Here is a 25,270-nt window from a genome sequence, read left to right on the forward strand (position 1 = left end):
CCATTAAATAAAAAGGAGTTTTGTTAAGATGAATAAACGTGTAAAAATCGTTGCAACCCTTGGTCCTGCGGTAGAAATCCGTGGTGGAAAAAAATTCGGTGATGATGGTTACTGGGGTGAAAGCCTTGATGTAGAAGCGTCAGCACAGAAAATTGCTCAATTGATTACCGAAGGTGCAAACGTATTCCGTTTCAACTTCTCACACGGTGACCACCAAGAACAAGGTGAGCGTATGGCAACTGTACGCCGTGCAGAAGAAATCGCTGGTAAAAAAGTTGGTTTCTTGTTGGATACAAAAGGTCCAGAAATCCGTACAGAATTGTTTGAAGGCGATGCAAAAGAATTTTCATACACAACTGGTGAAAAAATCCGCGTAGCAACTAAACAAGGCATTAAGTCAACTCGCGAAGTGATTGCATTGAACGTTGCTGGTGGTTTGGATGTATTTGATGATGTTGAAGTTGGTAAACAAGTTCTTGTTGACGATGGTAAACTAGGTCTTAAAGTCATCGAAAAAGATGCTGAAAAACGTGAATTTATTGTTGAAGTTGAAAACGACGGTGTTATCGCTAAACAAAAAGGTGTAAACATTCCTTATACTAAAATTCCTTTCCCAGCTCTTGCTGACCGCGACAACGCTGATATCCGTTTCGGTTTGGAACAAGGTTTGAACTTCATCGCAATTTCATTCGTTCGTTCAGCAAAAGATGTTGAAGAAGTTCGTAACATTCTTAAAGAAACTGGTAATGAGCACGTTCAATTGTTCTCAAAAATCGAAAACCAACAAGGTATCGACAATATTGATGAAATCATTGAAGCTTCAGATGGTATCATGATTGCTCGTGGTGACATGGGTATCGAAGTACCATTTGAAATGGTTCCAGTTTACCAAAAAATGATTATCACTAAAGTGAATGCAGCTGGTAAAGCAGTTATCACAGCAACAAACATGTTGGAAACAATGACTGAAAAACCACGTGCAACTCGTTCTGAAGTATCTGACGTATTCAACGCAGTTATCGACGGTACTGACGCAACAATGCTTTCAGGTGAGTCTGCAAACGGTAAATATCCAGTTGAATCAGTTCGTACAATGGCAACTATTGCTAAAAACGCACAAACTCTTCTTAACGAATACGGTCGTTTGAACTCTGATCACTTTAACCGTGCATCTAAAACAGAAGTTATTGCATCAGCAGTAAAAGATGCTTGTCACTCAATGAACATCAAGTTGGTTGTAACAGTTACTGAAACTGGTTACTCAGCTCGTTCAATCTCTAAATACCGTCCAGATGCTGACATCTTGGCAGTAACATTTACTGAGAAAGTACAAAAATCATTGATGCTTAACTGGGGTGTTATCCCAGTTGTAACAAACCGTCCAGATTCAACTGACGATATGTTTGATTTGGCTGAACGCATTGCCAAAGAACAAGGTCTTGTTGAAGCAGGAGATGATATTGTTATCGTTGCTGGTGTGCCTGTAGGTGTTGCAGGTTCAACAAACACTATGCGTGTTCGTACAGTAAAATAATCAAAAAGGTCCTTTTGGACCTTTTTGGCGTGATTATGGAAATAGACTATATCTGAATTTCTTTCAAACGCTTGTTTAGAAATATTTTCTTGGGGGATGTGGAAATAAAAATAAGTCGTAAATAGAATAGTTTATTCAAATTTTTGATGATAAACGGAGGAAAGATGAATATTCAAGAACGATTTTCTTTGAGAAAATCAGCGGTTGGTTTGGTCTCAGTCTCTTTGCTATGTGCTATTTATACATCCACTGTTGCTGCAGATACAGTTGTTACAGGAATGAATGAAATAATTGAAGAATCACAAGTCAAGGATGAGGCATCTATTGAATCAGAAAAAAATAAATCCCTAGAGGGTTCTAATCTTGAAATTGTAGAGGAAATAGCAGACAACATCCCATCACCTGTTATCGCTGAAGGGGAAGTAGCGGTAGAGATGAAAGTTGATGGAGGGACCGAGAATGTAGTTTCTAGAAATGATAAAGAAGTTACGACGAGTGAGCAAAATCAGATAGAGGTTACTGAGACAAAAGAAATTTTGAATCAGACTAGTTATCAAACGGAGAGTAGCGAGCAACGACAAATTGTATGGGCCCATGGAATTACTCCTCCTGTAATGGAACAAAGCGGTGGTTTTGTAAAGGAAAAGTATGGAGACTATTTAAACTATACAGCGCCATTTGAGGCAGGAAAAGGCTATTATGATACCAATAAAAGTCTCAATGCTTCATTTATTGACCTTAACCTATGTTTTGCAGCCGTGTCTTCCAACATGGTACATTGGTGGTTGGAACAGAATAGTTCCTATGTTGAGCGATATCTTAAAGAAAAAAATAGTACAGTAAATGTTGGGGAAAACTATGCAATAACGGACCTGCGTCGTTATATTGATTCGTTCCAGGATCAGCAAAATAGTCGAGTCTTTGACATGTTCAAAACTTACTACGGTTATCGTACAAATGGCTTTGTGTCAGATGCCTTAGTTGACTTGTTTATTAATGGCTATAAACCTAAGGTACAGGGTGGTGTCAATCTGGAAGATAGCCAGTTAGTACCAGATAGTAGGGGTGGCTTTTTCTACGACGTTTTCAAAGAGAAAAAACTGACAAATCGTCTTTTCAGTGGTAGCTATGAGCGTTTTGGTGAGGATGTTCGAACTGTTTTGGAGAGCAAAGGATTACTCGGTCTAACTTATAGAACATTAGGCTATGCAACGCATATTGTGACGGTATGGGGTGCTGAGTACGATAATCAAGGTAAGATTAGGGCTGTCTATATCACTGATTCTGATGATCAACAAGAACAAATTGGTTTGAAGCGTATGGGCATCACTCGTGATGCTTCTGGAAATCCACGTTTAAATAATCATGTGAAAAATAATTCAGCTGGGGCGCTTTTGGATTATGTTCATACGATTCGTCTTGGTCAAGACTTATGGGAAGAATATTTCAATCCGCTTGCAAAAGCCAAAGAAACAGCTAGTCAGACATTAGCCGATACAAAGAAGGCGTTGGATTTGTCTATTCAAGGACAATCTGAATTGCCAGAATCAATGCGACTGATTTATCTTGAAAAACTAAATAATCTCTATAATCAAGGAATTCTATCTATTCAAAAGGCAGAAAGTTCTGAGATGCTAAGTGGTGCATTGGAAAATGGTTTAAATAGTTTAAAGAGTTTAGATTTTCCTATTTCAAAAGTTGGAAATGCTTTGGCACCAGATTTACCAGTAGGTAATCGTTCAACGGTTTCAGATGTTGATTCTCTATCATCTCAAGAAACAAGTTCCACAAATTTGGAAGTAGACACAGAGAATGCAAGTCTTATTGCAGATGGTACCAATCAATTGCATTTTCCAGTGGAGGTCCAAACGACATCTTCTGTAGAGGCTGAGGGAGATTATGTTTTTGAACAAGAGGCAGATACATTACCAATAATTATTGAAAACAAGGATGAATTTGGTTCAGAACTATCAAGAAACATGCAAACGTCAGAAACGGATTCGCTAGTAGTAGTTGTTGAAGAAGATGTGAAAAATGATGAGGTAGTCCCTGTGGAAGAACTTCTTGAATCAGAAACAGTTGAGAATCAGAGGTCAGAACTTCTATCAGGTCCCATAGGCATGGAGGAGGTAAATGTAAAAGAAGAAACTCAAGTTGCGCCCGTCGTTACTGAACAACCAGCCACCTCCAAAACCACAACAGTCGAAGCATCTTTCGACGAATCAGCTAGTGTAGAAAGCGAAACAGTCGCCCAACCAGCCCCAACTTCGTCTCCAGGTAGGTCAGCTATTCCTGTTCAACCAGAAGTCACAGAAGTCGCTTCCCAGGAAGAAGATCAAGTTGCGACGACTGTTACTGAACAATCAGCCACCGCCAAAACTCTGACTGTCGAATCCTCAGATGAACCAGTTGGTGTAGAAAGTGAGACTGTAGTTAAAACTGAACTAACTTCGTCTCCAGGCAGGTCAGCTCTTCCTGTTCAACCAGAAGTCACAGAAGTCGCTTCTCAGGAAGAAACTCAAGTTGCGACGACCGCTACTGAACAACCAGCCACCTCCAAAACCACAACAGTCGAAGCATCTCTCGACGAACCAGCTAGTGCAGAAAGCGAAACAGTCGCCCAACCAGCCCCAACTTCGTCTCCAGGTAGGTCAGCTCTTCCTGTTCAACCAGAAGTCACAGAAGTCGCTTCCCAGGAAGAAGATCAAGTTGCGACGATTGTTACTGAACAATCAGCCACCGCCAAAACTCTGACTGTCGAATCCTCAGATGAACCAGTGGGTGTAGAAAGTGAGAGTGTCGCTAAAACTGAACTAACTTCGTCTCCAGGCAGGTCAGCTCTTCCCGTTCAACCAGAAGTCACAGAAGTCGCTTCTCAGGAAGAAGATCAAGTTGCGACGACCGCTACTGAACAACCAGCCACCTCCAAAACCACAACAGTCGAAGCATCTCTCGACGAACCAGCTAGTGCAGAAAGCGAAACAGTCGCCCAACCAGCCCCAACTTCGTCTCCAGGTAGGTCAGCTCTTCCTGTTCAACCAGAAGTCACAGAAGTCGCTTCTCAGGAAGAAGATCAAGTTGCGACGACCGCTACTGAACAACCAGCCACCTCCAAAACCACAACAGTCGAAGCATCTCTCGACGAACCAGCTAGTGCAGAAAGCGAAACAGTCGCCCAACCAGCCCCAACTTCGTCTCCAGGTAGGTCAGCTATTCCTGTTCAACCAGAAGTCACAGAAGTCGCTTCCCAGGAAGAAGATCAAGTTGCGACGACTGTTACTGAACAACCAGCCACCTCCAAAACCACAACAGTCGAAGCATCTCTCGACGAACCAGCTAGTGCAGAAAGCGAAACAGTCGCCCAACCAGCCCCAACTTCGTCTCCAGGCAGGTCAGCTCTTCCCGTTCAACCAGAAGTCACAGAAGTCGCTTCTCAGGAAGAAGATCAAGTTGCGACGACCGCTACTGAACAACCAGCCACCTCCAAAACCACAACAGTCGAAGCATCTCTCGACGAACCAGCTAGTGCAGAAAGCGAAACAGTCGCCCAACCAGCCCCCACTTCGTCTCCAGGTAGGTCAGCTATTCCTGTTCAACCAGAAGTCGCTTCTCAGGAAGAAACTCAAGTTGCGACGACCGTTACTGAACAATCAGCCACCGCCAAAACTCTGACTGTCGAATCCTCAGATGAACCAGTGGGTGTAGAAAGTGAGAGTGTCGCTAAAACTGAACTAACTTCGTCTCCAGGCAGGTCAGCTCTTCCCGTTCAACCAGAAGTCACAGAAGTCGCTTCTCAGGAAGAAACTCAAGTTGCGACGACCGTTACTGAACAACCAGCCACCGCCAAAACTCTGACTGTCGAAACCTCAGATGAACCAGTGGGTGTAGAAAGTGAGACTGTAGCTAAACCAGCCCCCACTTCGTCTCCAGGCAGGTCAGCTATTCCTGTTCAACCAGAAGTCGCTTCTCAGGAAGAAACTCAAGTTGCGACGACCGTTACTGAACAACCAGCCACCGCCAAAACTCTAACTGTCGAATCCTCAGATGAACCAGTGGGTGTAGAAAGTGAGAGTGTCGCCAAAAATGAAGCCACTTTAGTTCCTGTTGCTGAGGATATTCCAGTTTTACCTGGGCATTCAGCAATTCGTGTGGCCGAATCAGTAGCTAAATTATCTACTATTTCTGAAAAAAACAAGTTTGTAGATGCCGAAGTTTCTTCCACATTGAAAGTGGGTTCTGAGGAGGTTGCCAATGAGTCGAATGCTCCTCAAATTGAATTTTTGACAGAAGCAACGACAGAAAGCATACTGGCTGAAGCAGATAGTTCTTCAATTCTAACAGGAACAAAGGTGACTCAGCCGAATAAATTGATGAGTGATTTGGAGAGTACAGAAAGAATCTTGGTTCCTGAATCCAGATTATTGGCTAATGTTAAAATAGGTATAAGTTCTCAGGAGATTGTATTGCCAGAAGTTCCAGAGAGAGAGCCTCAGATGTCCAGTATAGAAATGGACAAGGGCTACAAAGAGACTGATCTAGACGAGTCAGCTGAACCTAAGGTAATTAATAATACGAGAAAATATGGTCAGAATTCGGCTGCTCACTCCAAAATAGATACAAAGCAAGTTTTAAGTGTGGAACAATCTTCAACAACAATGGCAAATGCTTCTGGGAAGATTGTTGGAATTAGCCTATTAACTCTTGTACTTGGTAGTGTTTGGGCACTATTAAAAAAAAGCAAGTAAAAAGCAATAATCAAGGGTTAGAGAGTGAATAATTAGCGACCATCTGCGGAGAATTCAATTAAAATTATCTTGTAACAATCAATAGAGTGCATTCGAAAAAATTGTTACGGACTAAGGAAACTATTCCAGTAGGATTAGTTCATCATATTGCTATTTTATAGTTTGAGTTTAAATGATATAAATACAAGATAATAGAAATTGGAGAAACTGTTATGAACTTTTCAAAGAAAATGAAAAATTTTGCCATGCTTTCAGTAGCCTGCATGAGTACAGGACTTACAGCGCTTGCTCCTGTTGTTAGCGCCAATACATCTGAATCAAATACTTACGTAAAATATAATACAAAAGAAACAGTTACTTACTGCCGCAGCTCAGCTGTGGATGTGACATTGTCACAAAAAACAGGTATTCCAGGTGAACGAGTAGTTGTAAAACTAAAACAAAAATATGCAGAAGCACCAGATGTTTACTTTATTTTGGGTGAAAACTATGTTATCCGCTCGATCAAACACCATCTGGAGACTATGCAGCTAATTTGACGGATGCAGATTTAAAAGGTGCAAAGAAATTCCGCATTGAGATAATTAGTAAAATTCCTTACGGTTCAGCGAAGAACATTGTAGAGAATAAATCATTCAAATTAGACCCAAGTTTCCGTCGCTAGGATAAGGTTTAAAATTTGTTAAAAATTAGCTCATTTTAATATGATTGTTAATGGAAACGAGGCTGGGCAAAAACTAGCCAGTAAATAAAAAAACACAGATAGATTGAGCTGCTTCAGATGAAATCCAGCTGAACCGTCTGTGTTTTTCTTTTTATTTCTCTTATCTTGGACTATTTTCTTAGCCAATTTCGTGAGATTCATGCTCATTAGGAGGAATCCTATCTCAGTTTCAACCACTTTTTGTCCTCTGACATGCACTCTGCGCACGCCAAAAACACCCTTCATCCTACCAAATACAGGTTCGACATCCACCTTACGTTTGGCATAAATGCGGGCCCCCTCTTTACTTGTCAATTTATCTTTGACTAAGTTCTTGAAATAGTTCTACGTAGGATTATACTGAATTTGTTTGAGGTTACCTTTTTCTGTCCGTGCTAACTGGTCCAATTCCTCGCTAGCTTGTACTGGATCAGCTTCGTAAATCTTAATATCTTTCTCAAATCCATTCTGCTCCGTTCTTCGTGAATAATTCTTAAACGAGTAGACAACCCCATCTGGTTTTATCCACTGGTCAGAATCTTCTAAGTAGGTCCAGTTTTCAGGATTGGCCTCACTCTTCTTGTAGCTTTTCTTCTGCTCTTTCTGATATGTTCCGTAGGGAATCAGAGGTGTTTTCTCCAGGTCATCAACGATAAAGCTATAATTTTCTTCACTACCATAACCTGCATCTGCGACAATGTGTTGAAAGAGTTCTAGGGTTTGGATGGATTGAAGAAAAGGCTTGAGTGTACGAGTGTCAGTTGGATTCGGAAACAGTCCGTAAGCTAAGGCAAACTGGCTGTTTGTGCCAAGTTGGAGGTTGTAACCAGGCTTGAGCTGGCCATTCTTCATACTCGCTCTTTTATTTCAAGGCTCGTGAAGAAACAGTCTATTCCCAGACTGTTTCTTTCCTCTTTCATCTGCAGGAATGTTGCATCGTGATCCGTTTTAGAGTAGGAGTTTCGCTCTTGTAGAATCTGTTTATCCCGTTCGTACTTCTGTTTCCGAACAAGAAAATCCTCTTTCAACTTTCTCTTGAGTTTCTTAATTCTTCTTCGTTTCTGTCTGTTGGCTGAGCCACCTTTGATGACTTTAGGCTCTTGTGAGATAGCTTCTTCCACCTCGTCCAATACTTGTTCGGTTTCTTGTAGGAGTTGGGTCAGCCCCTCGCTAGTGAGGCATTCTTCCTTGGACAAGGCAGTATTCACCCCTTCTTGAACTAGCTTGTCATAAAGGGCAGAAATGTTTCCTTTCAAGGCATCTTCATAGCGTTCAACGGCCTTTTTCCACGTGAAAGAATACTTGTTGGCATCAGCTTCTACCTTAGTTCCGTCAATGAAGAGAGCCTCATCTTCAATCAATCCATTCTCTCTGAGGAGGAGAGTGAAGTAGATGAAGGCAGTTTTGATGAGCTGATTGGCATGTGTGCTAGCCCGAAAACTATTTATAGTTCGATAACAGATGTAGGTATCCTGACTCAACCATTTCATAGGGATAACTTCTTCATTCATTTGAACGATTTTCCGACCAGAGAATACTTGACGAGCATAGGCGAACAGGGTCATTTTAAGTAACATAGCTGGATGAAAGGCTGGACGACCTGTGTGGGAAGTTTCTTCCAATAGAACGGATTGAGGAATGGTATCCACAAACTGACTAATCAGACGTGCCTCATGTGTAGCAGGTAAGTCCCAAGCAATATTTAATTCCAAACTAAGCTGATTTGTGTTATACTGTTTATACATTTTCATGCCTTTCTAGTTGTTTTGTCGTTATTATAATTATAAAGCATGAAATGGAAAACGAGCAACTCCTAATTGGAATTGCTCGTTTTTTTATTGTGAGAAACTAGTTTTTGCCCAGCCTCTTTGACTGCTTAGATAACAAACTAGTCTTAGTATCTACATTTAAAGGGTTAGTAGAATCTAAACGTATCGTATCTTATTTTTTGAGAATATATCTATTTGGAGAATATGGTGTACGGTCAAAGTTTGTTTCTTGGTTGAGAATTTCTTTAGCAATTTGCCAACCGATAATTGGACCATTTGTCAGACCGGTGGAGCCTAGACCACTAGCTACCCAGACATTAGGCATATCCTCAATATTTCCGTAGAATGGTGAATAAGTTGAAGTATAGGCGCGCGTTCCAATGCGAGTTCTGGCTACAGGATAGTTTGCCAAATCAGGCATGAATTCAGCTATTTTATCATGCATGGCTTGGATTTTTTCAGGGTCTAGTTCTAAATCGTAGCCCATATCATCTTCATGAGTTGCACCAATAATGATTTTTCCATTTTCAAATGGTAGGATGTCAATCTCTCCGTAAGGCATACAAACTGGCCAATTGTCGGTATCGAATTCTGTATCTAATTCGAACAATTGTCCTTTTTGTGGTCGAACATCCACTTGATAACCAAGAGGTTCAAGAATATGTGGCAACCAGGCCCCTGTGGCTAAGATAATATGGTCAGCAGTAAGCACTTGATTATCTACTTCGACAGTATGGTTGTCGAGCAGTTTTGCTTGTCCGTAGATACGTGTACCACCATTTTTCAAAAATTGTTCCTGAAGAATATCAATCAAACGCCCACCATCAATACGACCGCCACCTTCTAAATGGATACCAAAGTAGTCTGGCTTAAGTAGTGGCAGGTACTGGTTAATTTCCGAGCCTATAAGCGGAGTAATTTCGCCAATAGTCGGAGTATCTACGCGACGTTCCTCGGCAATTTTTTGGATTTTATCAAGTAGTTCAGGCTTACTTTTTAGGCCGATGGTTCCAGTCTGTTTGAATGGAATTTCAGTAGCACCCAATTTTTCCAAATCGGCTACCAATCGACGGTAGAAAACAGCACCATCGGAAGTCAGCTTATACCAGTCTTTATTTTTTTTCTGAGCCATCCATGGGCAGATGATACCTGCGGCAGCTCGTGTGGCTGTTCCAATACCTGAATCAATGAGAGTAAGATGGACTTGTTCTTCTTGGGAGAGATAAAAGGCTGCAGTAGAGCCAACAATTCCTCCGCCTATAATAATAACTTGTTTTTTCATAAGTTAATTATATCACAAATTTAGAAGTTTATTTATTTTTTTCAACATGATACAATAGAAAATAAGAAAAATTGAGGAGTTCGTGTGTCAGATATAATGTATCCTGAGGTCCTAACCGTTGGAAGTGGGGCCGTAAAAGTTGCAACAGTCGGAGATAGTTTGACTTATGGATATGGCTTGGAGAATCGGGAAAAAGATGCCTATCCTTGTATTCTAGCTGAGAAACTTGGGCATCACTATCAAGTTTCAAATTACGGATTGAGTGGGCGTTCACTTCAGTCAACTGCAGATTTTCCTTACTTTAAAGAGAAGAATGCCCAACTTTCACTTGAGAGTGAAGCAGATATTGTCATCATCATGATTGGTAGTAACGATAGCCGAGGACCATATTGGAATAGAGAGAGGTTTATTCGAGAGTATAGGGAAATGGCAGAGCAGTATATGGATTTACCAAGCCAGCCGGATGTTTATTTAGTCATCCCGCCTTACGTGCCAACCAGTCGTTTTGGATTGAATAATCAAATTATTGAAGATGAATTACAAAAAATTATCCCAGCTATCGGAAACGAACTTGGTTTACCAGTTATTAACCTTTACACTGTGACGGAGGGACATCTTGAATACTATAGCGATGGTCTTCATTTGACACCGTTAGGAAATCAAGTTATTGCTGAAGAGATTTACCAGTATCTCAGACCCTAATGGCTCTAAATTGTGGTATAATACTAGTGAAATGGAGAGATTATGGTAAAAAGAGATTTAATAAAACAAATCAGTTTATTGGTCTTATTGATTTTGGGAATTATTGGCCTACGATTTTGGTTACTTGAGCCAGTCACGATTACCCCTGAGATGGCAAATAGTTATTTGAAGGAAAACGACTTTATCATGACGGTGCGAAATGTCCGCCCGATTCATGGAGATTTTATTTTGTATAACCATGAGGGAAAAGAGTATGTGAGTCGTGTGATTGCCTTGGAAAACGAGACGGTTACCTATATGGATGATGTTCTCTATCGTAATGATATTATTGTTACAGAGAACTATTTAAAAACGCCTCATTCACAAGAAAGTTATACAGATGACTTTACATTGGAAACCTTGACAAATGGAAAGTACAACGTCATTCCAGAGGGGCACTATTTGGTGTTGAATGATGTACGAACGAATCAACAGGATAGTCGTAGTTTTGGTTTGATTTCTAGTGAGGCTATTGTTGGTAGACTGACTTTTCGGATTAGTCCACTTTCAGAATTTGGTTTTATTAAGACAGGGCTGGTTCAGTAGAATCAGCTTTTTTTATTGTGTTGAGATGACTGGAACTGTATTTTGAAATTAGACTAGACCAATTAAAATGTTGACAAGGATGAAATCTTGTTATATACTGGTTTCACTGGTCTTTTTAGATATGAATTAGACTAGACCAATTTTTGAAGAAATGAAAGCCGATGTTAACAAACATCGTAGGTGATATGTATGTGTGGAATCGTTGGTGTTGTAGGAAATACAAACGCAACTGATATTTTGATTCAAGGACTTGAAAAATTAGAATACCGTGGTTATGATTCAGCAGGTATTTTTGTGACGGGTGGTGAGCAAGCTCATCTTGTGAAAGCTGTTGGTCGCATTGCAGAATTGTCTGCAAAAGTTGGCGATAAGACTGAAGGGACAACAGGGATCGGTCATACTCGTTGGGCGACTCATGGTAAGCCAACTGAGAACAACGCTCACCCTCACACTTCTCAAACTGCTGGACATATCCTAGTTCACAACGGTGTGATTGAAAACTACGCAGAAATCAATGAAGAGTATCTTGCAGGTCATGACTTGAAAGGGCAGACAGATACAGAAATTGCTGTACACTTGATTGGTCAATTTGCAGAAGAAGGTTTGTCAACTCTAGAAGCCTTCAAAAAAGCATTGAAGATTATTCAAGGTTCATACGCCTTTGCCTTGATTGATGCTACGGATGCAGATACAATCTATGTTGCCAAAAATAAATCTCCACTTTTGATTGGTCTTGGTGATGGCTATAACATGGTCTGCTCAGATGCCATGGCTATGATTCGTGAGACAAGTGAATACATGGAAATTCACGATAAGGAATTGGTTATCGTGAAAAAAGATAGTGTTGAAGTCATGGACTATGATGGAAATGAGATTGAACGTGGTAGCTATACAGCTGAGCTTGATTTGTCAGATATTGGTAAGGGAACTTATCCATACTACATGCTCAAGGAAATTGATGAGCAGCCAACTGTTATGCGTAAATTGATTAGCGCCTATACAAATGAAGCTGGTCAGGTAACAGTTGACGCGGATATTATTAAGGCGGTACAAGAAGCTGACCGTATCTATATCCTGGCTGCTGGAACTTCCTATCACGCAGGATTTGCCGCAAAAGACTTCTTGGAAAAATTGACAGATACACCAGTAGAGTTGGGAATTTCATCTGAGTGGGGCTACAATATGCCACTTTTGAGCAAAAAGCCACTCTTTGTCATGATTAGCCAGTCAGGTGAAACTGCTGATAGCCGTCAGGTATTGGTTAAAGCTAATGAAATGGGCATTCCAAGTTTGACTGTAACCAACGTTCCTGGTTCTACCCTATCACGTGAAGCAACTTACACCATGTTGCTCCATGCAGGACCAGAAATTGCGGTAGCTTCTACAAAAGCCTACACTGCACAGATTGCGACTTTGGCAATCTTGGCTAAGGCTGTCGGTGATGCCAATGGCAATGCCTACGCGAGAGAATTTGACTTGGTACATGAATTGTCCATCGTAGCTCAATCTATCGAGGCCAGCTTGTCAGAAAAAGATGTGATTGCTGAAAAAGTTGAAAAACTCTTATCAACCACTCGCAACGCATTCTATATCGGTCGTGGTAGTGACTACTACGTTTCTATGGAAGCCAGCTTGAAATTGAAAGAAATTTCATACATCCAATGTGAAGGCTTTGCGGCAGGTGAATTGAAACACGGTACCATTTCATTGATCGAAGACGGTGTTCCTGTTTTGGCCTTGATTTCAAATCATCCACACCTTGCAAGCCATACTCGAGGCAATATTCAGGAAGTAGTGGCGCGTGGTGCCAATGTCTTGACAATTGTAGATGAAGCAGTAGCTAAGGAAGAAGATGACATCACTGTTACAACTGTTCATCCATTCTTGTCAGCGATTGCTATGGTGGTTCCGACACAGTTGATCGCTTACTATGCAACCTTGCAACGTGGTTTGGATGTTGATAAGCCTCGTAACTTGGCGAAATCTGTAACAGTTGAATAAATATGAACGGATTTGGGTAGCCAAATCCGTTTTTTCAGAAAAATATACGGAAATTGCATTAAATTTTATAAAAATTCTGAAAAATCCTTTGAAATACAAGATATTTTCTGCTATACTAGAACCTAATCATTCTTTTAGGAGAATTCTATGGATTATGTTTTGGAAGTTCTGCCCAGTCTACTAAATGGTGCTGCAGTCTCCTTGCAAGTATTTTTTCTAGTATTGATATTATCCTTGCCATTAGGAGCTGTTTTCGCTTTTTTAATGCAGATTAAATTTAAACCCTTACAATGGTTATTGCATTTCTATGTATTAATTATGCGAGGAACCCCCTTGCTTTTACAATTAATTTTTGTTTATTACGTCTTACCAAGTGTGGGTATTACATTTGACCGAATGCCTGCTGTGATTCTGGCCTTTACGCTCAACTATGCGGCCTATTTCTCTGAAATTTTCCGTGGTGGTATTGAAGCTATTCCAAAAGGTCAGTATGAAGCTGCTAAGGTATTGAAATTTAACCCTGTTCAGACCATTCGCTACATTGTCTTACCACAGGTTGTGAAAATTGTTCTGCCAAGTGTTTTCAATGAAGTCATGACTTTGGTAAAGGATACTTCTTTGGTCTATGCACTTGGGGTTAGCGATTTGTTGTTGGCTAGTCGTACTGCGGCCAATCGTGATGCCAGCTTGGCACCTATGTTTATCGCAGGTGTAATCTACCTATTGATGATCGGTGCGGTAACACTGATTTCTAAACAAGTAGAAAAGAAATTTGATTATTATAGATAGGAGGAAGTCATGTTAGAGTTACGCAAGTTGTCAAAACGCTTTGAAGATAAACAGATTTTCTCCAACTATGATTTGGTCATTCCAGAAGGGAAAATTGTTGCCATTGTTGGTCAATCTGGCGGTGGTAAGACAACTCTTTTACGGATGTTGGCTGGTTTAGAGACTATTGATTCAGGAACTTTGATGTATAATGGTCAAGAACTGCCATTAGAGGAGTTGGGAAAACGACATTTGCTGGGCTTTGTCTTCCAGGACTTCCAGCTTTTCCCGCACCTATCCGTATTGGAAAACTTGGTTCTCTCTCCTATGAAAACGCAAAATATGTCGCGTTCAGAGGCGGAAGACAAGGCCCTTAAACTCTTGGATACTCTTGGACTTGCTAACCATGCAACTGCCTACCCATTTTCTTTATCGGGCGGACAGAAACAACGTGTGGCCTTGGCGCGTGCGATGATGATTGATCCTGAGATTATCGGCTATGATGAACCAACTTCGGCCCTAGACCCTGAATTAAGAAAAGAAGTAGAGAAACTGATTCTTGAAAATAGGGCTACTGGAATCACGCAAATTGTGGTCACCCATGATATGCAGTTTGCTGAGAATATCGCAGATGAAATCATCAAAATTGAACCGAAACACTAAGAAAAGGAACAAATATGATGATGAATATTAAAAAAATGATGCTTGGAGCTCTTGCTCTTGTAACTTCTTTAACTCTTGCTGCTTGTGGCTCCAATGATTCGGCTACTAAGTCTGATAATTGGACAGCCTACGAGTCTGAAAAATCCGTTACGATTGGCTTTGATAAGACCTTTGTTCCAATGGGATTTGAACAGACAGATGGTTCTTACACAGGTTTTGATATTGACTTGGCTAATGCAGTCTTTGAAAAATATGGAATTACTGTAAAATGGCAACCAATTGACTGGGATTTGAAAGAAACTGAATTGAATAACGGGAATATTGATTTAATTTGGAATGGTTATTCTATTACAGATGAGCGTAAGGAAAAAGTTCTTTTCACAAATCCCTACATGGATAACCAACAAGTTCTTGTAACCAAAAAATCTTCCAATATTAGCCAAGTATCTGATATGAAGGATAAGATTTTAGGTGCACAAGCAGGTTCATCTGGTTATTCAGTATTTGAATCACAACCAGCTATTTTGAAAGATATTGTTCAAAATAACGATGCAAGTCAGTATGCGACCTTCAATGAAGCCTTGATTGACTTGAAAAACGATCGTATTGATGGCCTTTTGATTGACCGTGTGTATGCAAATTATTACTTGCAACAAGAGGGAATTATCGCAGATTACAACATCATTGATGCAGGTTTTGAAAATGAAGCCTTTGCAGTCGGTGCTCGTAAATCAGATACGACACTCGTAGAAAACATTAATAAGGCGTTTGCTGAATTATATAAAGAAGGTAAATTCCAAGAAATCTCCCAAAAATGGTTTGGTGAGGATGTTGCAACCGATGCAGTAAAAAAATAATAATATAAGAAAAAGAGCCTAGTGCTCTTTTTTAAAACCCAAATTTAAGGTATAGACAATATGTAAAGACCCCCAGTTGAGAATTCGTGGATTTACCTGTACACTAGAATAAAAAAAACAATCAACTTCTAACAGGAATTACCACACTCAATTGGAGGTCTTATATGTTTCATTTTACCACACTTTTCATCGGAATGGATGTTCACAAAGAAAGTTTTTCACTCTGCTATTATGATATGATGGCGAATCAATTCAAACATAGCACTAAAGTTGGTCCAAATGTTAGCTATATTGTGAACTATGTGAATGAGCTTCGTCGTTTATATGGTCAAGATGCAGAAGTGTTATGTGGCTACGAAGCCGGATGTCTTGGATTTACCCTATATCACCAGCTACAAGCTCACGGGATTCCCTGTATCGTGATGGCGCCTACAACGGTGATGAAGGAAGGATCTAAGCGTGTTAAGACTGATAAAAAAGATGCAGCTCAGCTCGCAAAAGCTCTGGCCTTTCGTAGCTATCGGCCTGTTCATATTCCTACTGTTGAGGATGAACAAGTCAAAGAATATATCCGCATGAGAACAGACCACAAAGTGGCTCTGAAGAAAATCAAACAACAAATTCTTGCCTTCTGTCTCCGACATGATTTTCGCTATACCGAGGGAAGCAGTAATTGGACACAGAAACATGTTCGCTGGCTCCGTTCCCTAAATCCTGATGGACTTTACGCAGAGATTTTGACAGAATATCTATTGACCTATGAGAAATTAGTAGATCAAATAGAACGGTATGATGCACGAATTGAGCAACTGGGTCAAAGCGACAGTTATCAAGAGAAGGTCTCACGGCTTTCTTGCTTTATTGGCATTAAAACACTAACTGCTCTTTCCATTGTGACAGAAATCGGTGATTTTAATCGCTTTGCGACAGCTCAACATTTTGCTTCTTATCTTGGGCTAACTCCTAGCGAAAATTCTAGCGGCGACAAGGAGAGAAGAGGTGCTATCACCAAAGCTGGGAATAGCCATGTGAGACGACTTCTGATAGAAGCTGCACAATCATTGGCTAAGGGGACGATTGGGTATAAATCCAAAGAATTGAAAAGGAGACAAAGTGGAAACCGAGTGGAGGTGATTGCTTATGCGGATAAGGCTAATGAACGCTTAAGAAGACGTTATCGCACACTTGTTCTAGGAAAAAATAAGAAACAAAATGTTGCTAAAACAGCTATTGCACGAGAATTGTCTGGTTTTATTTGGGGGATGATGACAGGAAGAATAGCTTGAAGTTAGCGCTTGTTTTCATGTACACTTTTGACCATTAAGTTTTATCATCGCAGAGCGATGAGGAATCCCTATTTCTATCCAAAATCACTGGGTGAATTTGGACAGAAATAAGGATTGAAATCATGTTTGAATGGAAAGTATCTTGAAGGAGTTTAGGACTTCAAGGTTTGAGTCATCTACGAAACGACTAAGTGGCACAATTGTGATCCACGCTTATAGAGAGTAGGACTCGCGGCAGAACCATTGACCTGTAGGTAACCAATCCACGAATATCAGAGTGGCCAATGCCCGAAGCTAAGAACTAGGCTCTTTCTAGATACTTTTCATTTTTTAATCAGTTCGATTGTTTTTACTTGACAAAGGGCTTTACATATCAGTCATTTGAATTAACTTTGATACATCGTCACTTTCGGCTTGCCGTACTCTGCAGAAGTGACTTGCTTTGCAAGTTATATCTCCAACCTAGCACAGCCACTAGGCTGTGCTAGCAACCTGCACCTCAGTTCCTTGTCTGAAAGCTAATTCATTCGACTATAAAGGAAAAGCCAGTCATTCGACTAGGCTTGTTTCTTTGAAATCTGGTGGAAAATAACAGTCCAATTTTCATGACGGCGCCAAAGTGACGTATGAACATAATCACCAATTTCAAACGTAACTAATTTTGATTTTTGGCTAATGGAGGTCATTTGGTAATTGGATAAATACGTGGTTTGGATGGGGTGGTCGGCAAGCATCTGAGTTTTATTTCGATAGCGGCCTTTGGCATCAATTAAGAGATACTGATCGTCAATCAATTCTTCATACCCATTAGCATGTGCTTGTATCTCTGTTTCAAAACGGAAGAGTTTGTCGTACACATGCTCATACATCTCATCGTGTGGAATTTCAGATGGTTCTACGTGAATATCCACATCAAAAACTCCATGTTTGAGTGTTAGGAGTTGCTCAACCTGCTCAGTCACTTCATGACTTTCATAAACGGATAAGTCTGGATTCATTTCTAAAACAACATCAAGGTAGATATTGGCTCCATAAGTCCGACCACGTTGTGATTTGACAGAAACGATTTTTGGGAGTTTGAGAATATCTTCCTCGTACTTTTTCAATAAGTTTTCATCAAATCCATCAGATAGGGTAAAGAAGCTTTCCATAAAAATATCGTAGGCTGTTTTTAGGATAAAGAAGGTAATGATGATGGCTGCAATTTTATCGACAATAGGGAAGTTGAAAGCTGCAGCAAAGATTGCGATAGAAGTTCCTATGGAAGTGACTGCATCGGATAGATTATCCTTGGCAGTTGCTTCTAAGGCCTTGGAACGTACTTTTTTTGCCAAGCGGTTATTATATAAATAAACAGCTAACATAACTAGTGCAGAAAAAATTCCGACAATGGCCCCCATAATGTCTACTTCGATAGAAGAATTGCTGATTAGTTTTTGGAGGGTATCATAGAGTACTTGAAAACCAACGACAAACATAATGAAGGATGTAATCAAGCTTGCCAAGTCTTCCATTTTCCAGTGTCCAAATTTATGATCGGTATCAGCTGGTTTCTGTGCCATTTTTAGTCCAACAAGTACAGCGATATTACCGATAATATCAGAAATATTATTGAAGGCATCTGCTCGTAAGGCATCCGAATGAAAGAGCTGTCCTGCAACGAGTTTGATACCTGATAAGACGATATAGGCACCGATAGATAGCAAGGCACCACGTTCAGCAAGTTTTAAATTGGTTACGTTTTGGTTCATAGCATCTCCTTTGATAAGTTTTCATTTTAACAAAAAGGCCCCTTATTTTCAAGGGGTTAGGCTGCTTTTTTGCCGGTTCGAAGAACCTTATAAAGGCGTAATAATATTGTTCCGCTGGCCATACCGATGGGAATGACTAAGGCTAAAGTTAAGACGGTAGTGATATTGGTTAGGGCTTGAGCGTGGTCCCCAGAAACGAAATAAGTCGTGGTCATGTAGGCTCGATAGCCTGGAACAAGTGGTGCAAGTATAGCCAATGAAAAGATGACGGAGGGTGTTTTTAACCAAATACTCATGATTTGACTGACACAGGATCCGATAATTGCCGCGAAAAAGGTAGCAATCAAGACATTTGTTGGTTCCAATAGTAAAAGATAAATAAGCCAAACAAGCATGCCTAGGAGTCCACCAGGGACCAGCATTTTTCTTTGAACATTGAGAACAATTAAGAAGGCTGCGATAGCGATATAAGAGGCAAGTGCCTGTAATAAGAAGTGAACTGGTGTCATAGATTACCTCACAAGCATAAAGGCCACAGTTGTACCTGCACCGAGCGATAAGATAATAAGCGCTGTTTGGAAAAATTTGGTCATCCCTGTATTGATATGATTGGTCATGAGGTCTCTTACGGCATTTGTAAAAGCAATCCCTGGTACAAAAGGCATGACTGCCCCTGCATTAATCAGGTTAGGATTAATGGGGAGAGTAGTGGTTGCGCTTAATAAATAAGAGGTGAGTGAGAAGACAAAGGCGCCAACGAAGGTGGTGACAAAATCAATGCCAATATAGCGCTCGACAATTAGTGAGATAGGGAAAGCTAAAGCTGTTGCGAGGACAGCACCTGCTGCATCTAAAAGAGAACCTCCGAACATGATGGTAAAAAATGGTGCGGCTACTACGGCAGCTAAGGTTATTTGGATATTGTTATAAGGTGGCTTTTGTTGTTTGATTGCATTTAATTGGCTCCAAGCTTCTTCTAGGCTGATTTCTTCATTGGCTAGGGAACGGGAGATTTGGTTGACGTCACAAACTTTCTGCATGTCGTAATTTGAATTGACAATGCGTTTCATACGCGAAATATTCGTATGGTCGATGGAGAAAAAGATAGCAGCAGGGATGGCAAGGACATTGGCCTGTTCAATTCCTTGTGAATGTGCAATCCGAATCATGGTATCTTCAACTCGGTGAATTTCTGCACCGCTTTGTGCCAAAATCGCACCAGCGAGCATGAGCACGTCTATGACCAAGTTTAGTCTAGGAGTGTTTTCCATAAGTAAGTCCCATCCCTCTGCTAGTTATTTTCTTAATTATAACAAAATATAGGTGTAGGCAACATATTTTTTTAATAGATAGGCAAAATAGTTGAAAATTGTTCGGATTGTAGTATAATTGACTTATCAACGATTGATTAATCAATCAAAAGAGGTAGATAATGCAAGAAATGGAAGATTTGTTATACAGATTGAAAGTGGCAGATGAGACGATTTCCAATCTTTTTGAACAGCAGTTGGGAATCAGTTTGACACGCTATTCAATATTGCAAACATTATTAAAAGATGCACCCCTGCATCAGTTGGCTTTGCAGGAGCGGCTTCAGATAGACCGCGCAGCGGTTACGCGTCATCTCAAATTGTTGGAAGAGAGCGGCTATATTATTCGCAAGCGAAATCCTGACAATCAGAGAGAAGTACTTGTCTGGCCAACTGAGCAGGCTAGAGAAGCGCTAATCACGAATCCTTCTGCCCACCACCAAGCTATCAAAACTTCGATGAATCAGATTCTAACTGTTGAGGAGAGTGAGCAATTCCTAGCCACTCTTGATAAACTGTTGATTGGCTTGCAAAATCTACCTATATAATTTTTTGAGAGGAGACATTATGTCTATTTTTACCACTATTCTAGCTAGTATCGTAGCTATTGAGCACCTATATATCATGTATTTGGAAACCTTTGCGACCCATTCAGACTCTACTAGTCGCGTATTCAATATGGAGAAGGAAGAATTACAACGTAAGTCTGTGACTGCATTGTTCAAGAATCAAGGAATTTATAATGGCTTGTTGGCGGTTTTCTTGTTCTACGGTATTTTTACTGGTAATTTAGAAATTATAAGCATTTTTGTTCTATATGTTATTGCTGCAGCAGCTTATGGCGCTATTACAGCAAGTCCAAAAATTATCTTAACCCAAGGTGGACCAGCAATCTTGGCCTTGATTTCTATTTTGTTGTTTAAATAAACAGAAAAGCCTTCCGTCAGGAGGGCTTTTAGTAATTACCGGATGCTCAATTCTCCATCTAGTGCAGAGATGTGGAGGTAATTAGTGGCTTGGGGATTGGAATAGGTTGGAAGGTCAATTCCCAGATTATTTTGACTGGCATCTATATGGATGTCAGTTTTTGTTTTGGGATGAAGTGAAATGTCAATCGAACCATTGTAATTACTGATGTTATGTCTTCCTTCTAGTTTTAAGTTTTCAGCTTTAAAATCCCCATCCTCAATCGTTAAGCTACTGCCAACAGTATCGGAAATGTCTTTCGGACTTATTAATGTGGAATGATTGATTGCTACTTCTCCATTGAGGTGTGACAAATGAGCAAAGCTGAGTTGACTGTTTTCAATCAAGATGTCCCCATCTTCTGCAGTGAGTTCAAGATTTTGAATAGTTACTTTATCCAAATAAAGGTCTCCTTGAAGGTTGCCTGAAAGTGTTTCGATTGTGCTATTTTTAGGGACCTGTAAGACAGGTTGGTAGTAGGCAACATTCTGGTCATTGACAAGATGTAAGATAGGTTCAAGTAAACCATCATAAGTAACGATGCCTTGATAGGCACTGGAAATGGTTAATTTTCCATCTTGGACTTGGTGACTGAGGAGGTCGATGTCTTTATGCTGATTTCGATAGTAGTGGAGGTGAAATTGGTTGTCAGGCGAGGGCATAATGGACAGTCTTTCATTGACCTCTATAGAACGAATATCCGTAAAGCTTGCCGTTTGGGGCTGAAAATAGTTTTCTGCAACAGTTTTCATATTTGTCCAACCACCAGCAAGGTAGCCGATGAGGCTGAGAATGGTCCCCATGGTTAACAGGCTCAGACTGATTTTCGTAAATGGTTTAAGCTGTTTCATAGTAGCCTCCTTTGCGGATTTTTCTTTGTATCCAATGTAAAACAAGCAAGAAGGTTTTGCTTCCAAGGTCTAGAGTGAATTTACTACCCAATAGAGTGAGGGCCAAGCAGATGAGGGCCAAGCCTGTGAAGAGCAGGGAGGTAGACCATGATAGTGTGAAGAGGTCAAAGGCGAGGAGTAGCTGGGCTATCGCCAGGCTGAGGAGGACAATCCAGAGTGAGATAAGGAGCAGAAAGAGGCTAAAGATGATTAGGAGAAGGGTGATGAAGAGGGCAATCAAGCTGATTGCTAGGGGGATGCCGATTGGTGCGGCAAGGATAGAGAGGATGGTCAGCCAGACCATATTGCGGGTATTTGGCTTATCCTCAATCTTCTCTTTATCATATAGATTGGCCAGAATTTCACGGGCTGCATCTTTTGGACTGCCTAGCTCTTGAATAGCTTGCTCGTCGTTTTCCTTTTCGTCAAAATATTCATTGAAATAGTCTATGGTATCCTGAAAATCTTCTTTTGGTAGGTTTTTGAGATATTTTTCGAGTTTCTGTAAATATTCCTTGCGATTCATGGGAACCTCCTTTATCCTATGCTAAGCTGGCAGTCTTGACAATGAATAACAAGCTGTGCAGGGCTATTTTCTTGCTTGTAGCTGAGATGAGTGATGTCACCCTCTTTCATCATTGTAAACGCCTTATCCTTTGGAAGTTTAAGGCTAGAATCTTCCTCCCATATGTCCAAACTGATGTCCGTACTTGGTTTATAGGTTAAGACAGAATCTTCAGCCTGACAACTGAGCTTGCCGTTCAAGTCACATTCTTTGAGATTCCAGATGCAGTCTTCTAAGCGTATGTTTGCATTTGCTAGGTTAAGGCTTGTCAGAGTGATAACAGCATCGCTGGCTTCCAATTTTAACTCGCTCAGCTGTCCATCTGAGATAGTTAGTGTAGAGTCTTCTAACCGTAGAGCAGAGCTTGGGCAGCTCACTTTCGTCATGCTGATGCTGCTATCTTTTGCATTGATGACTAGCTGTTCGCTCGCCTGCACAGCCGCCGTCGTCAGACTACTATCTGTCGTTTTCAGATTGAGACTAGTAAGGGGCAGTAGTTTTTTAGGGATTTTGAGAATAGCAGAGCTGGTTTGATTGTTTGAGAAGTAGAGCTGGTCAGGGAGTGGCTTGCTAGATATGTACAAACTATCTTGGACTAGTTGATAGTCAAAAGCCTGGTAGCTACCATCTTCTGAAACAGGATTGTGCAATAAGACAGCTTCTCCGTCGTAACTTTGAACGCTAAGAGCCTGATCTTCGAGCGAAATCTGTAGATTTGAAAACTCAGGTAATTCTACAATCTTCGCCGTCAATTTAATTCTTTCCCTAGCTTGATAGGCTGAATGTTTGAAATTGTTGAAAAAATTCTCCCAGTCAAATTGAAAATCAAAATCAAAGTTGAAATCAAATGGTTTAGATGAATGTGGACTTGCTTGGTCTTTCTCGGTGATTAGGGCATCTTCAGGTAGATTGGCAATGATTTCTTTTGCTGCTTCATCAGGTGTTCCTAGCTCTATAATAGCTTCCTCGTCGTTATCCTTTTCGTCAAAATACTCATTAAAGTAGTCTAAAGCCTCCTGTCTGGCACTTGGATGAAGTTGAAATAATGCTTGTTCCAGTTGGTTCAAATAATCTGCGCGTGTCATTTTCGTAAGCTCCCTTCTATAATTCCGTCAATATGGTCTTTATAGCTATTCCATTCACCTTGCAGGAAGGGGATGTGCTCACGTCCAGCAGGTGTGATGGTGTAGTATTTTCTCTTTCTCCCTTGAAATTCTTGGGTATAGGTGGTGACATAGCCAGCCTTTTCCAATTTTTTCAAAATAGGGTAGAGTGTGGATTCCTTTATATCAGCAACTATCTTGATAGTTTGGCTGATTTCATAGCCGTAGGAATCCTGCTTTTCCACGATGGCTAATACCAGAAATTCTATCAAGATAGAGGATACGGGGTAGTACATAAACTCACCTCTTTATCTTTATGTAATTATTTTATATATAAATTATATACCTATTGTTTAGCAAAATCAAGCGATTATATAAAATTTTTATATATCATCAAAATTCTTTTCTATATGCTATACTAGTTTCATGAATGAACTTGAATTATTAGCCCGTGCTCTCGGTTTTATCTTTGTTATCGGTTTAGGTTATACATTAAAAGTCAAAGGGATTGTTCGAAGGGAAGATGCAAGAATCTTTTCTAGCTTAGTGATGAATATTACGCTACCAGCTTCTCTCCTTGTAGCTTCAGCGACAGCCCAAGTATCTATAAATTTATACGTTCCCTTCATATTAGGAATTCTTTGTAATCTTTTTTTGGATATGGTGGGATACTGGGAAGCAAAGAAGTCTGGTCAACAGACTTCCGTCGGTCTTATGCAGTTATCAGGCTATAATATCGGAACCTTTACACTCCCATTTGTGCAAGCTTTTTTTCCGCTATCTAGTCTACTAAGCGTCATCGTATTTGATGCGGGGAATGCAATCATGGTTCTAGGTGGGAATTACAGTATCGCAGCTGGTGTGGATGAAGAGCAGGAAAGAATGACCGTTGCAACTTTTATAAAGAATCTTTCACGCTCAGTTCCACTAGTAGTCTATCTAGTTAGCCTATCGTTAGCAGTCTGCTCTATCAAACTTCCACGCGAACTTATCTCTGCGCTGACGATAGCCAGTAACGCCAATCCTTTTTTAGCCATGCTCATGTTGGGAATCTTGCTTGATTTAAAATTGAATTGGAAAGAAATTAGTCGATTGGCCTATCTTCTCTCTTTGAGGCTGGGTGCGAATATTCTAATAGCAGGAGTCATTTATTTTCTTCTACCTATTGATAAAACGATGAAAATCATGTTGCTGGTTTGTCTAGTCTCTCCGATTTCAGTCATGTCCCCAATTTATGCATTAAAGTTAGGGAGTCGATCAGCTGAACCTGCCAATGTTAACTCCTTATCTATTTTGGTCAGCCTAGTCATGATGGTTCTTCTTATTTTTCTATTCGTTTAAAAAAGCCTCCGCGTGTGCGGGGGCTTGATTGTATATTAATCAATAAAGAATTCTTGTGGACCTTGGTAACGACTTCCATCATTAAAGGCGATGTAGAGGTTAAAGATAGGTGTAAGAAGAACATAGAAGATAGCTTGTACAACTGATAAACCGAAGCTACGACCAAAATTGTAAACGAGATAGATGCCATATAATGGTCCTGCTAGTGGAATCAGTAAGAATAGAATGAACCATCTTTTTTCATAGCCAAAGGCGATGCATTGTTGGATATAGAGATTGTAGATTGGAATCAATGATTTCCAACCAGCATAGCCTGCTTTTTTGAAGAGGATGTAGTTGGAAATAGCAACAAGAATATACCAAATAAATGAAAATAGTAGTGTTGTACCCCAAATGCCAATGAGAATTCCCTGTGCTAATGTTTCTTCTGTCATATTAAAACTCCATTT

The 25,270-nt window shown here is 40.3% G+C and carries 21 protein-coding genes and 2 pseudogenes; 13 read left to right on the forward strand and 10 right to left on the reverse strand.

Annotation, left to right across the window (positions count from 1 at the left end; genetic code table 11):
• Positions 1–28: 28 nt before the first annotated feature.
• The 3 genes and pseudogenes from pyk (at position 29) to PHA78_RS04040 (ending at position 6,818) form a co-directional block, all read left to right on the forward strand.
• Positions 29–1,534: a pyruvate kinase gene (gene pyk, locus PHA78_RS04030; protein ID WP_024377432.1), complete on the forward strand. Its 1,506-nt coding sequence runs from the start codon at positions 29–31 to the stop codon at positions 1,532–1,534.
• A gap of 164 nt (positions 1,535–1,698) precedes the next feature.
• Positions 1,699–3,787, forward strand: a pseudogene (locus PHA78_RS12535) (IdeS/Mac family cysteine endopeptidase); the annotation flags it as partial.
• Positions 3,788–6,491: 2,704 nt separating this feature from the next.
• Positions 6,492–6,818 carry a hypothetical protein gene (locus tag PHA78_RS04040; protein ID WP_024376870.1) on the forward strand — a complete coding sequence of 109 codons (327 nt, stop codon included), beginning with the start codon at positions 6,492–6,494 and terminating at the stop codon, positions 6,816–6,818.
• A 298-nt stretch (positions 6,819–7,116) separates the two neighbouring features.
• On the opposite strand, the pseudogene PHA78_RS04045 reads toward PHA78_RS04040, so the two are convergent.
• Both PHA78_RS04045 and PHA78_RS04050 read right to left on the reverse strand, forming a co-directional pair.
• A pseudogene (locus PHA78_RS04045) lies at positions 7,117–8,727 on the reverse strand (IS1182 family transposase); the annotation flags it as partial.
• A 196-nt stretch (positions 8,728–8,923) separates the two neighbouring features.
• A complete protein-coding gene (locus tag PHA78_RS04050; protein ID WP_024376399.1) occupies positions 8,924–10,033 on the reverse strand; it encodes an NAD(P)/FAD-dependent oxidoreductase in 1,110 nt (369 codons plus the stop codon).
• A gap of 84 nt (positions 10,034–10,117) precedes the next feature.
• On the opposite strand from PHA78_RS04050, the gene PHA78_RS04055 reads away from it, so the two are divergent.
• The 7 genes from PHA78_RS04055 to PHA78_RS04085 all read left to right on the forward strand — a co-directional run bounded on the left by PHA78_RS04055 (position 10,118) and on the right by PHA78_RS04085 (position 16,895).
• Positions 10,118–10,735: a GDSL-type esterase/lipase family protein gene (locus tag PHA78_RS04055; protein ID WP_105155034.1), complete on the forward strand. Its 618-nt coding sequence runs from the start codon at positions 10,118–10,120 to the stop codon at positions 10,733–10,735.
• Positions 10,736–10,777: 42 nt separating this feature from the next.
• A complete protein-coding gene (lepB, locus tag PHA78_RS04060; RefSeq protein WP_014736040.1) occupies positions 10,778–11,320 on the forward strand; it encodes a signal peptidase I in 543 nt (180 codons plus the stop codon).
• 189 nt (positions 11,321–11,509) lie between these two features.
• Positions 11,510–13,321 (forward strand): glutamine--fructose-6-phosphate transaminase (isomerizing), encoded by a 1,812-nt coding sequence (gene glmS, locus PHA78_RS04065; RefSeq protein ID WP_105150152.1) that lies wholly within the window; start codon positions 11,510–11,512, stop codon positions 13,319–13,321.
• Positions 13,322–13,468: 147 nt separating this feature from the next.
• A complete protein-coding gene (locus tag PHA78_RS04070) occupies positions 13,469–14,110 on the forward strand; it encodes an amino acid ABC transporter permease (RefSeq protein WP_099806858.1) in 642 nt (213 codons plus the stop codon).
• A 9-nt stretch (positions 14,111–14,119) separates the two neighbouring features.
• The gene (locus PHA78_RS04075; RefSeq protein ID WP_099806859.1) at positions 14,120–14,752 is read left to right on the forward strand and encodes an amino acid ABC transporter ATP-binding protein; all 633 of its coding nucleotides are present in this window, start codon (positions 14,120–14,122) and stop codon (positions 14,750–14,752) included.
• Positions 14,753–14,778: 26 nt separating this feature from the next.
• Positions 14,779–15,609 (forward strand): amino acid ABC transporter substrate-binding protein, encoded by an 831-nt coding sequence (locus PHA78_RS04080; protein WP_024390310.1) that lies wholly within the window; start codon positions 14,779–14,781, stop codon positions 15,607–15,609.
• A gap of 164 nt (positions 15,610–15,773) precedes the next feature.
• The gene (locus PHA78_RS04085; protein WP_015445098.1) at positions 15,774–16,895 is read left to right on the forward strand and encodes an IS110 family transposase; all 1,122 of its coding nucleotides are present in this window, start codon (positions 15,774–15,776) and stop codon (positions 16,893–16,895) included.
• 557 nt (positions 16,896–17,452) lie between these two features.
• Here PHA78_RS04085 and PHA78_RS04090 read toward each other — a convergent pair.
• From PHA78_RS04090 to PHA78_RS04100, 3 genes are read right to left on the reverse strand one after another with little or no spacing between them, the layout of a single operon-like run.
• The gene (locus tag PHA78_RS04090) at positions 17,453–18,646 is read right to left on the reverse strand and encodes a cation diffusion facilitator family transporter (RefSeq protein ID WP_029185161.1); all 1,194 of its coding nucleotides are present in this window, start codon (positions 18,644–18,646) and stop codon (positions 17,453–17,455) included.
• A gap of 56 nt (positions 18,647–18,702) precedes the next feature.
• Positions 18,703–19,155, reverse strand: a complete 453-nt coding sequence (locus PHA78_RS04095; protein ID WP_002937711.1) for a threonine/serine exporter family protein — start codon at positions 19,153–19,155, stop codon at positions 18,703–18,705.
• A 3-nt stretch (positions 19,156–19,158) separates the two neighbouring features.
• Positions 19,159–19,917 carry a threonine/serine exporter family protein gene (locus PHA78_RS04100; RefSeq protein ID WP_012027108.1) on the reverse strand — a complete coding sequence of 253 codons (759 nt, stop codon included), beginning with the start codon at positions 19,915–19,917 and terminating at the stop codon, positions 19,159–19,161.
• 161 nt (positions 19,918–20,078) lie between these two features.
• Between PHA78_RS04100 and PHA78_RS04105 the strand changes: the two genes are divergently transcribed.
• Both PHA78_RS04105 and PHA78_RS04110 read left to right on the forward strand, forming a co-directional pair.
• Positions 20,079–20,504, forward strand: coding sequence for a MarR family winged helix-turn-helix transcriptional regulator (locus PHA78_RS04105; RefSeq protein ID WP_099807052.1), 426 nt, complete (start codon positions 20,079–20,081; stop codon positions 20,502–20,504).
• A gap of 19 nt (positions 20,505–20,523) precedes the next feature.
• Positions 20,524–20,883, forward strand: a complete 360-nt coding sequence (locus tag PHA78_RS04110) for a DUF1304 domain-containing protein (RefSeq protein WP_105129506.1) — start codon at positions 20,524–20,526, stop codon at positions 20,881–20,883.
• Positions 20,884–20,918: 35 nt separating this feature from the next.
• On the opposite strand, the gene PHA78_RS04115 is transcribed toward PHA78_RS04110, so the two are convergent.
• The 4 genes from PHA78_RS04115 to PHA78_RS04130 are packed head-to-tail and all read right to left on the reverse strand — an operon-like array spanning position 20,919 to position 23,776.
• A complete protein-coding gene (locus tag PHA78_RS04115) occupies positions 20,919–21,773 on the reverse strand; it encodes a DUF4097 family beta strand repeat-containing protein (RefSeq protein WP_105256543.1) in 855 nt (284 codons plus the stop codon).
• Positions 21,760–22,338 carry a DUF1700 domain-containing protein gene (locus PHA78_RS04120; protein WP_105256544.1) on the reverse strand — a complete coding sequence of 193 codons (579 nt, stop codon included), beginning with the start codon at positions 22,336–22,338 and terminating at the stop codon, positions 21,760–21,762. Before PHA78_RS04120 ends, PHA78_RS04115 begins: the two co-directional genes overlap by 14 nt.
• Positions 22,339–22,349: 11 nt before the next feature.
• Positions 22,350–23,462: a DUF4097 family beta strand repeat-containing protein gene (locus tag PHA78_RS04125; RefSeq protein WP_272158469.1), complete on the reverse strand. Its 1,113-nt coding sequence runs from the start codon at positions 23,460–23,462 to the stop codon at positions 22,350–22,352.
• Positions 23,459–23,776, reverse strand: coding sequence for a PadR family transcriptional regulator (locus tag PHA78_RS04130; protein ID WP_002940906.1), 318 nt, complete (start codon positions 23,774–23,776; stop codon positions 23,459–23,461). The genes PHA78_RS04125 and PHA78_RS04130 overlap by 4 nt, the downstream gene beginning before the upstream one ends.
• Before the next feature lie 130 nt (positions 23,777–23,906).
• On the opposite strand from PHA78_RS04130, the gene PHA78_RS04135 reads away from it, so the two are divergent.
• Positions 23,907–24,821, forward strand: coding sequence for an AEC family transporter (locus PHA78_RS04135; protein WP_125070263.1), 915 nt, complete (start codon positions 23,907–23,909; stop codon positions 24,819–24,821).
• Between the two features lie 35 nt (positions 24,822–24,856).
• Here the strand turns inward: PHA78_RS04135 and PHA78_RS04140 are convergent, their stop codons facing one another.
• The gene (locus tag PHA78_RS04140; RefSeq protein WP_125070262.1) at positions 24,857–25,255 is read right to left on the reverse strand and encodes a DUF5684 domain-containing protein; all 399 of its coding nucleotides are present in this window, start codon (positions 25,253–25,255) and stop codon (positions 24,857–24,859) included.
• Positions 25,256–25,270: the final 15 nt, after the last annotated feature.

The organism is Streptococcus sp. HN38 (genome assembly GCF_028335765.1).
Lineage (GTDB): Bacteria > Bacillota > Bacilli > Lactobacillales > Streptococcaceae > Streptococcus > Streptococcus suis_P.

What these genes read in the sequence shown, in the direction of transcription:
- PHA78_RS04090 (WP_029185161.1), bottom strand. Translation starts at nt 18,646, where the DNA reads ATGAACCAAAACGTAACCAATTTAAAACTTGCTGAACGTGGTGCCTTG.
- PHA78_RS04135 (WP_125070263.1), top strand. Translation starts at nt 23,907, where the DNA reads ATGAATGAACTTGAATTATTAGCCCGTGCTCTCGGTTTTATCTTTGTT.
- PHA78_RS04085 (WP_015445098.1), top strand. Translation starts at nt 15,774, where the DNA reads ATGTTTCATTTTACCACACTTTTCATCGGAATGGATGTTCACAAAGAA.
- PHA78_RS04100 (WP_012027108.1), bottom strand. Translation starts at nt 19,917, where the DNA reads ATGGAAAACACTCCTAGACTAAACTTGGTCATAGACGTGCTCATGCTC.
- PHA78_RS04110 (WP_105129506.1), top strand. Translation starts at nt 20,524, where the DNA reads ATGTCTATTTTTACCACTATTCTAGCTAGTATCGTAGCTATTGAGCAC.
- PHA78_RS04075 (WP_099806859.1), top strand. Translation starts at nt 14,120, where the DNA reads ATGTTAGAGTTACGCAAGTTGTCAAAACGCTTTGAAGATAAACAGATT.
- lepB (WP_014736040.1), top strand. Translation starts at nt 10,778, where the DNA reads ATGGTAAAAAGAGATTTAATAAAACAAATCAGTTTATTGGTCTTATTG.
- PHA78_RS04115 (WP_105256543.1), bottom strand. Translation starts at nt 21,773, where the DNA reads ATGAAACAGCTTAAACCATTTACGAAAATCAGTCTGAGCCTGTTAACC.
- glmS (WP_105150152.1), top strand. Translation starts at nt 11,510, where the DNA reads ATGTGTGGAATCGTTGGTGTTGTAGGAAATACAAACGCAACTGATATT.
- PHA78_RS04050 (WP_024376399.1), bottom strand. Translation starts at nt 10,033, where the DNA reads ATGAAAAAACAAGTTATTATTATAGGCGGAGGAATTGTTGGCTCTACT.
- pyk (WP_024377432.1), top strand. Translation starts at nt 29, where the DNA reads ATGAATAAACGTGTAAAAATCGTTGCAACCCTTGGTCCTGCGGTAGAA.
- PHA78_RS04070 (WP_099806858.1), top strand. Translation starts at nt 13,469, where the DNA reads ATGGATTATGTTTTGGAAGTTCTGCCCAGTCTACTAAATGGTGCTGCA.
- PHA78_RS04040 (WP_024376870.1), top strand. Translation starts at nt 6,492, where the DNA reads ATGAACTTTTCAAAGAAAATGAAAAATTTTGCCATGCTTTCAGTAGCC.
- PHA78_RS04120 (WP_105256544.1), bottom strand. Translation starts at nt 22,338, where the DNA reads ATGAATCGCAAGGAATATTTACAGAAACTCGAAAAATATCTCAAAAAC.
- PHA78_RS04125 (WP_272158469.1), bottom strand. Translation starts at nt 23,462, where the DNA reads ATGACACGCGCAGATTATTTGAACCAACTGGAACAAGCATTATTTCAA.
- PHA78_RS04140 (WP_125070262.1), bottom strand. Translation starts at nt 25,255, where the DNA reads ATGACAGAAGAAACATTAGCACAGGGAATTCTCATTGGCATTTGGGGT.
- PHA78_RS04130 (WP_002940906.1), bottom strand. Translation starts at nt 23,776, where the DNA reads ATGTACTACCCCGTATCCTCTATCTTGATAGAATTTCTGGTATTAGCC.
- PHA78_RS04095 (WP_002937711.1), bottom strand. Translation starts at nt 19,155, where the DNA reads ATGACACCAGTTCACTTCTTATTACAGGCACTTGCCTCTTATATCGCT.
- PHA78_RS04105 (WP_099807052.1), top strand. Translation starts at nt 20,079, where the DNA reads ATGCAAGAAATGGAAGATTTGTTATACAGATTGAAAGTGGCAGATGAG.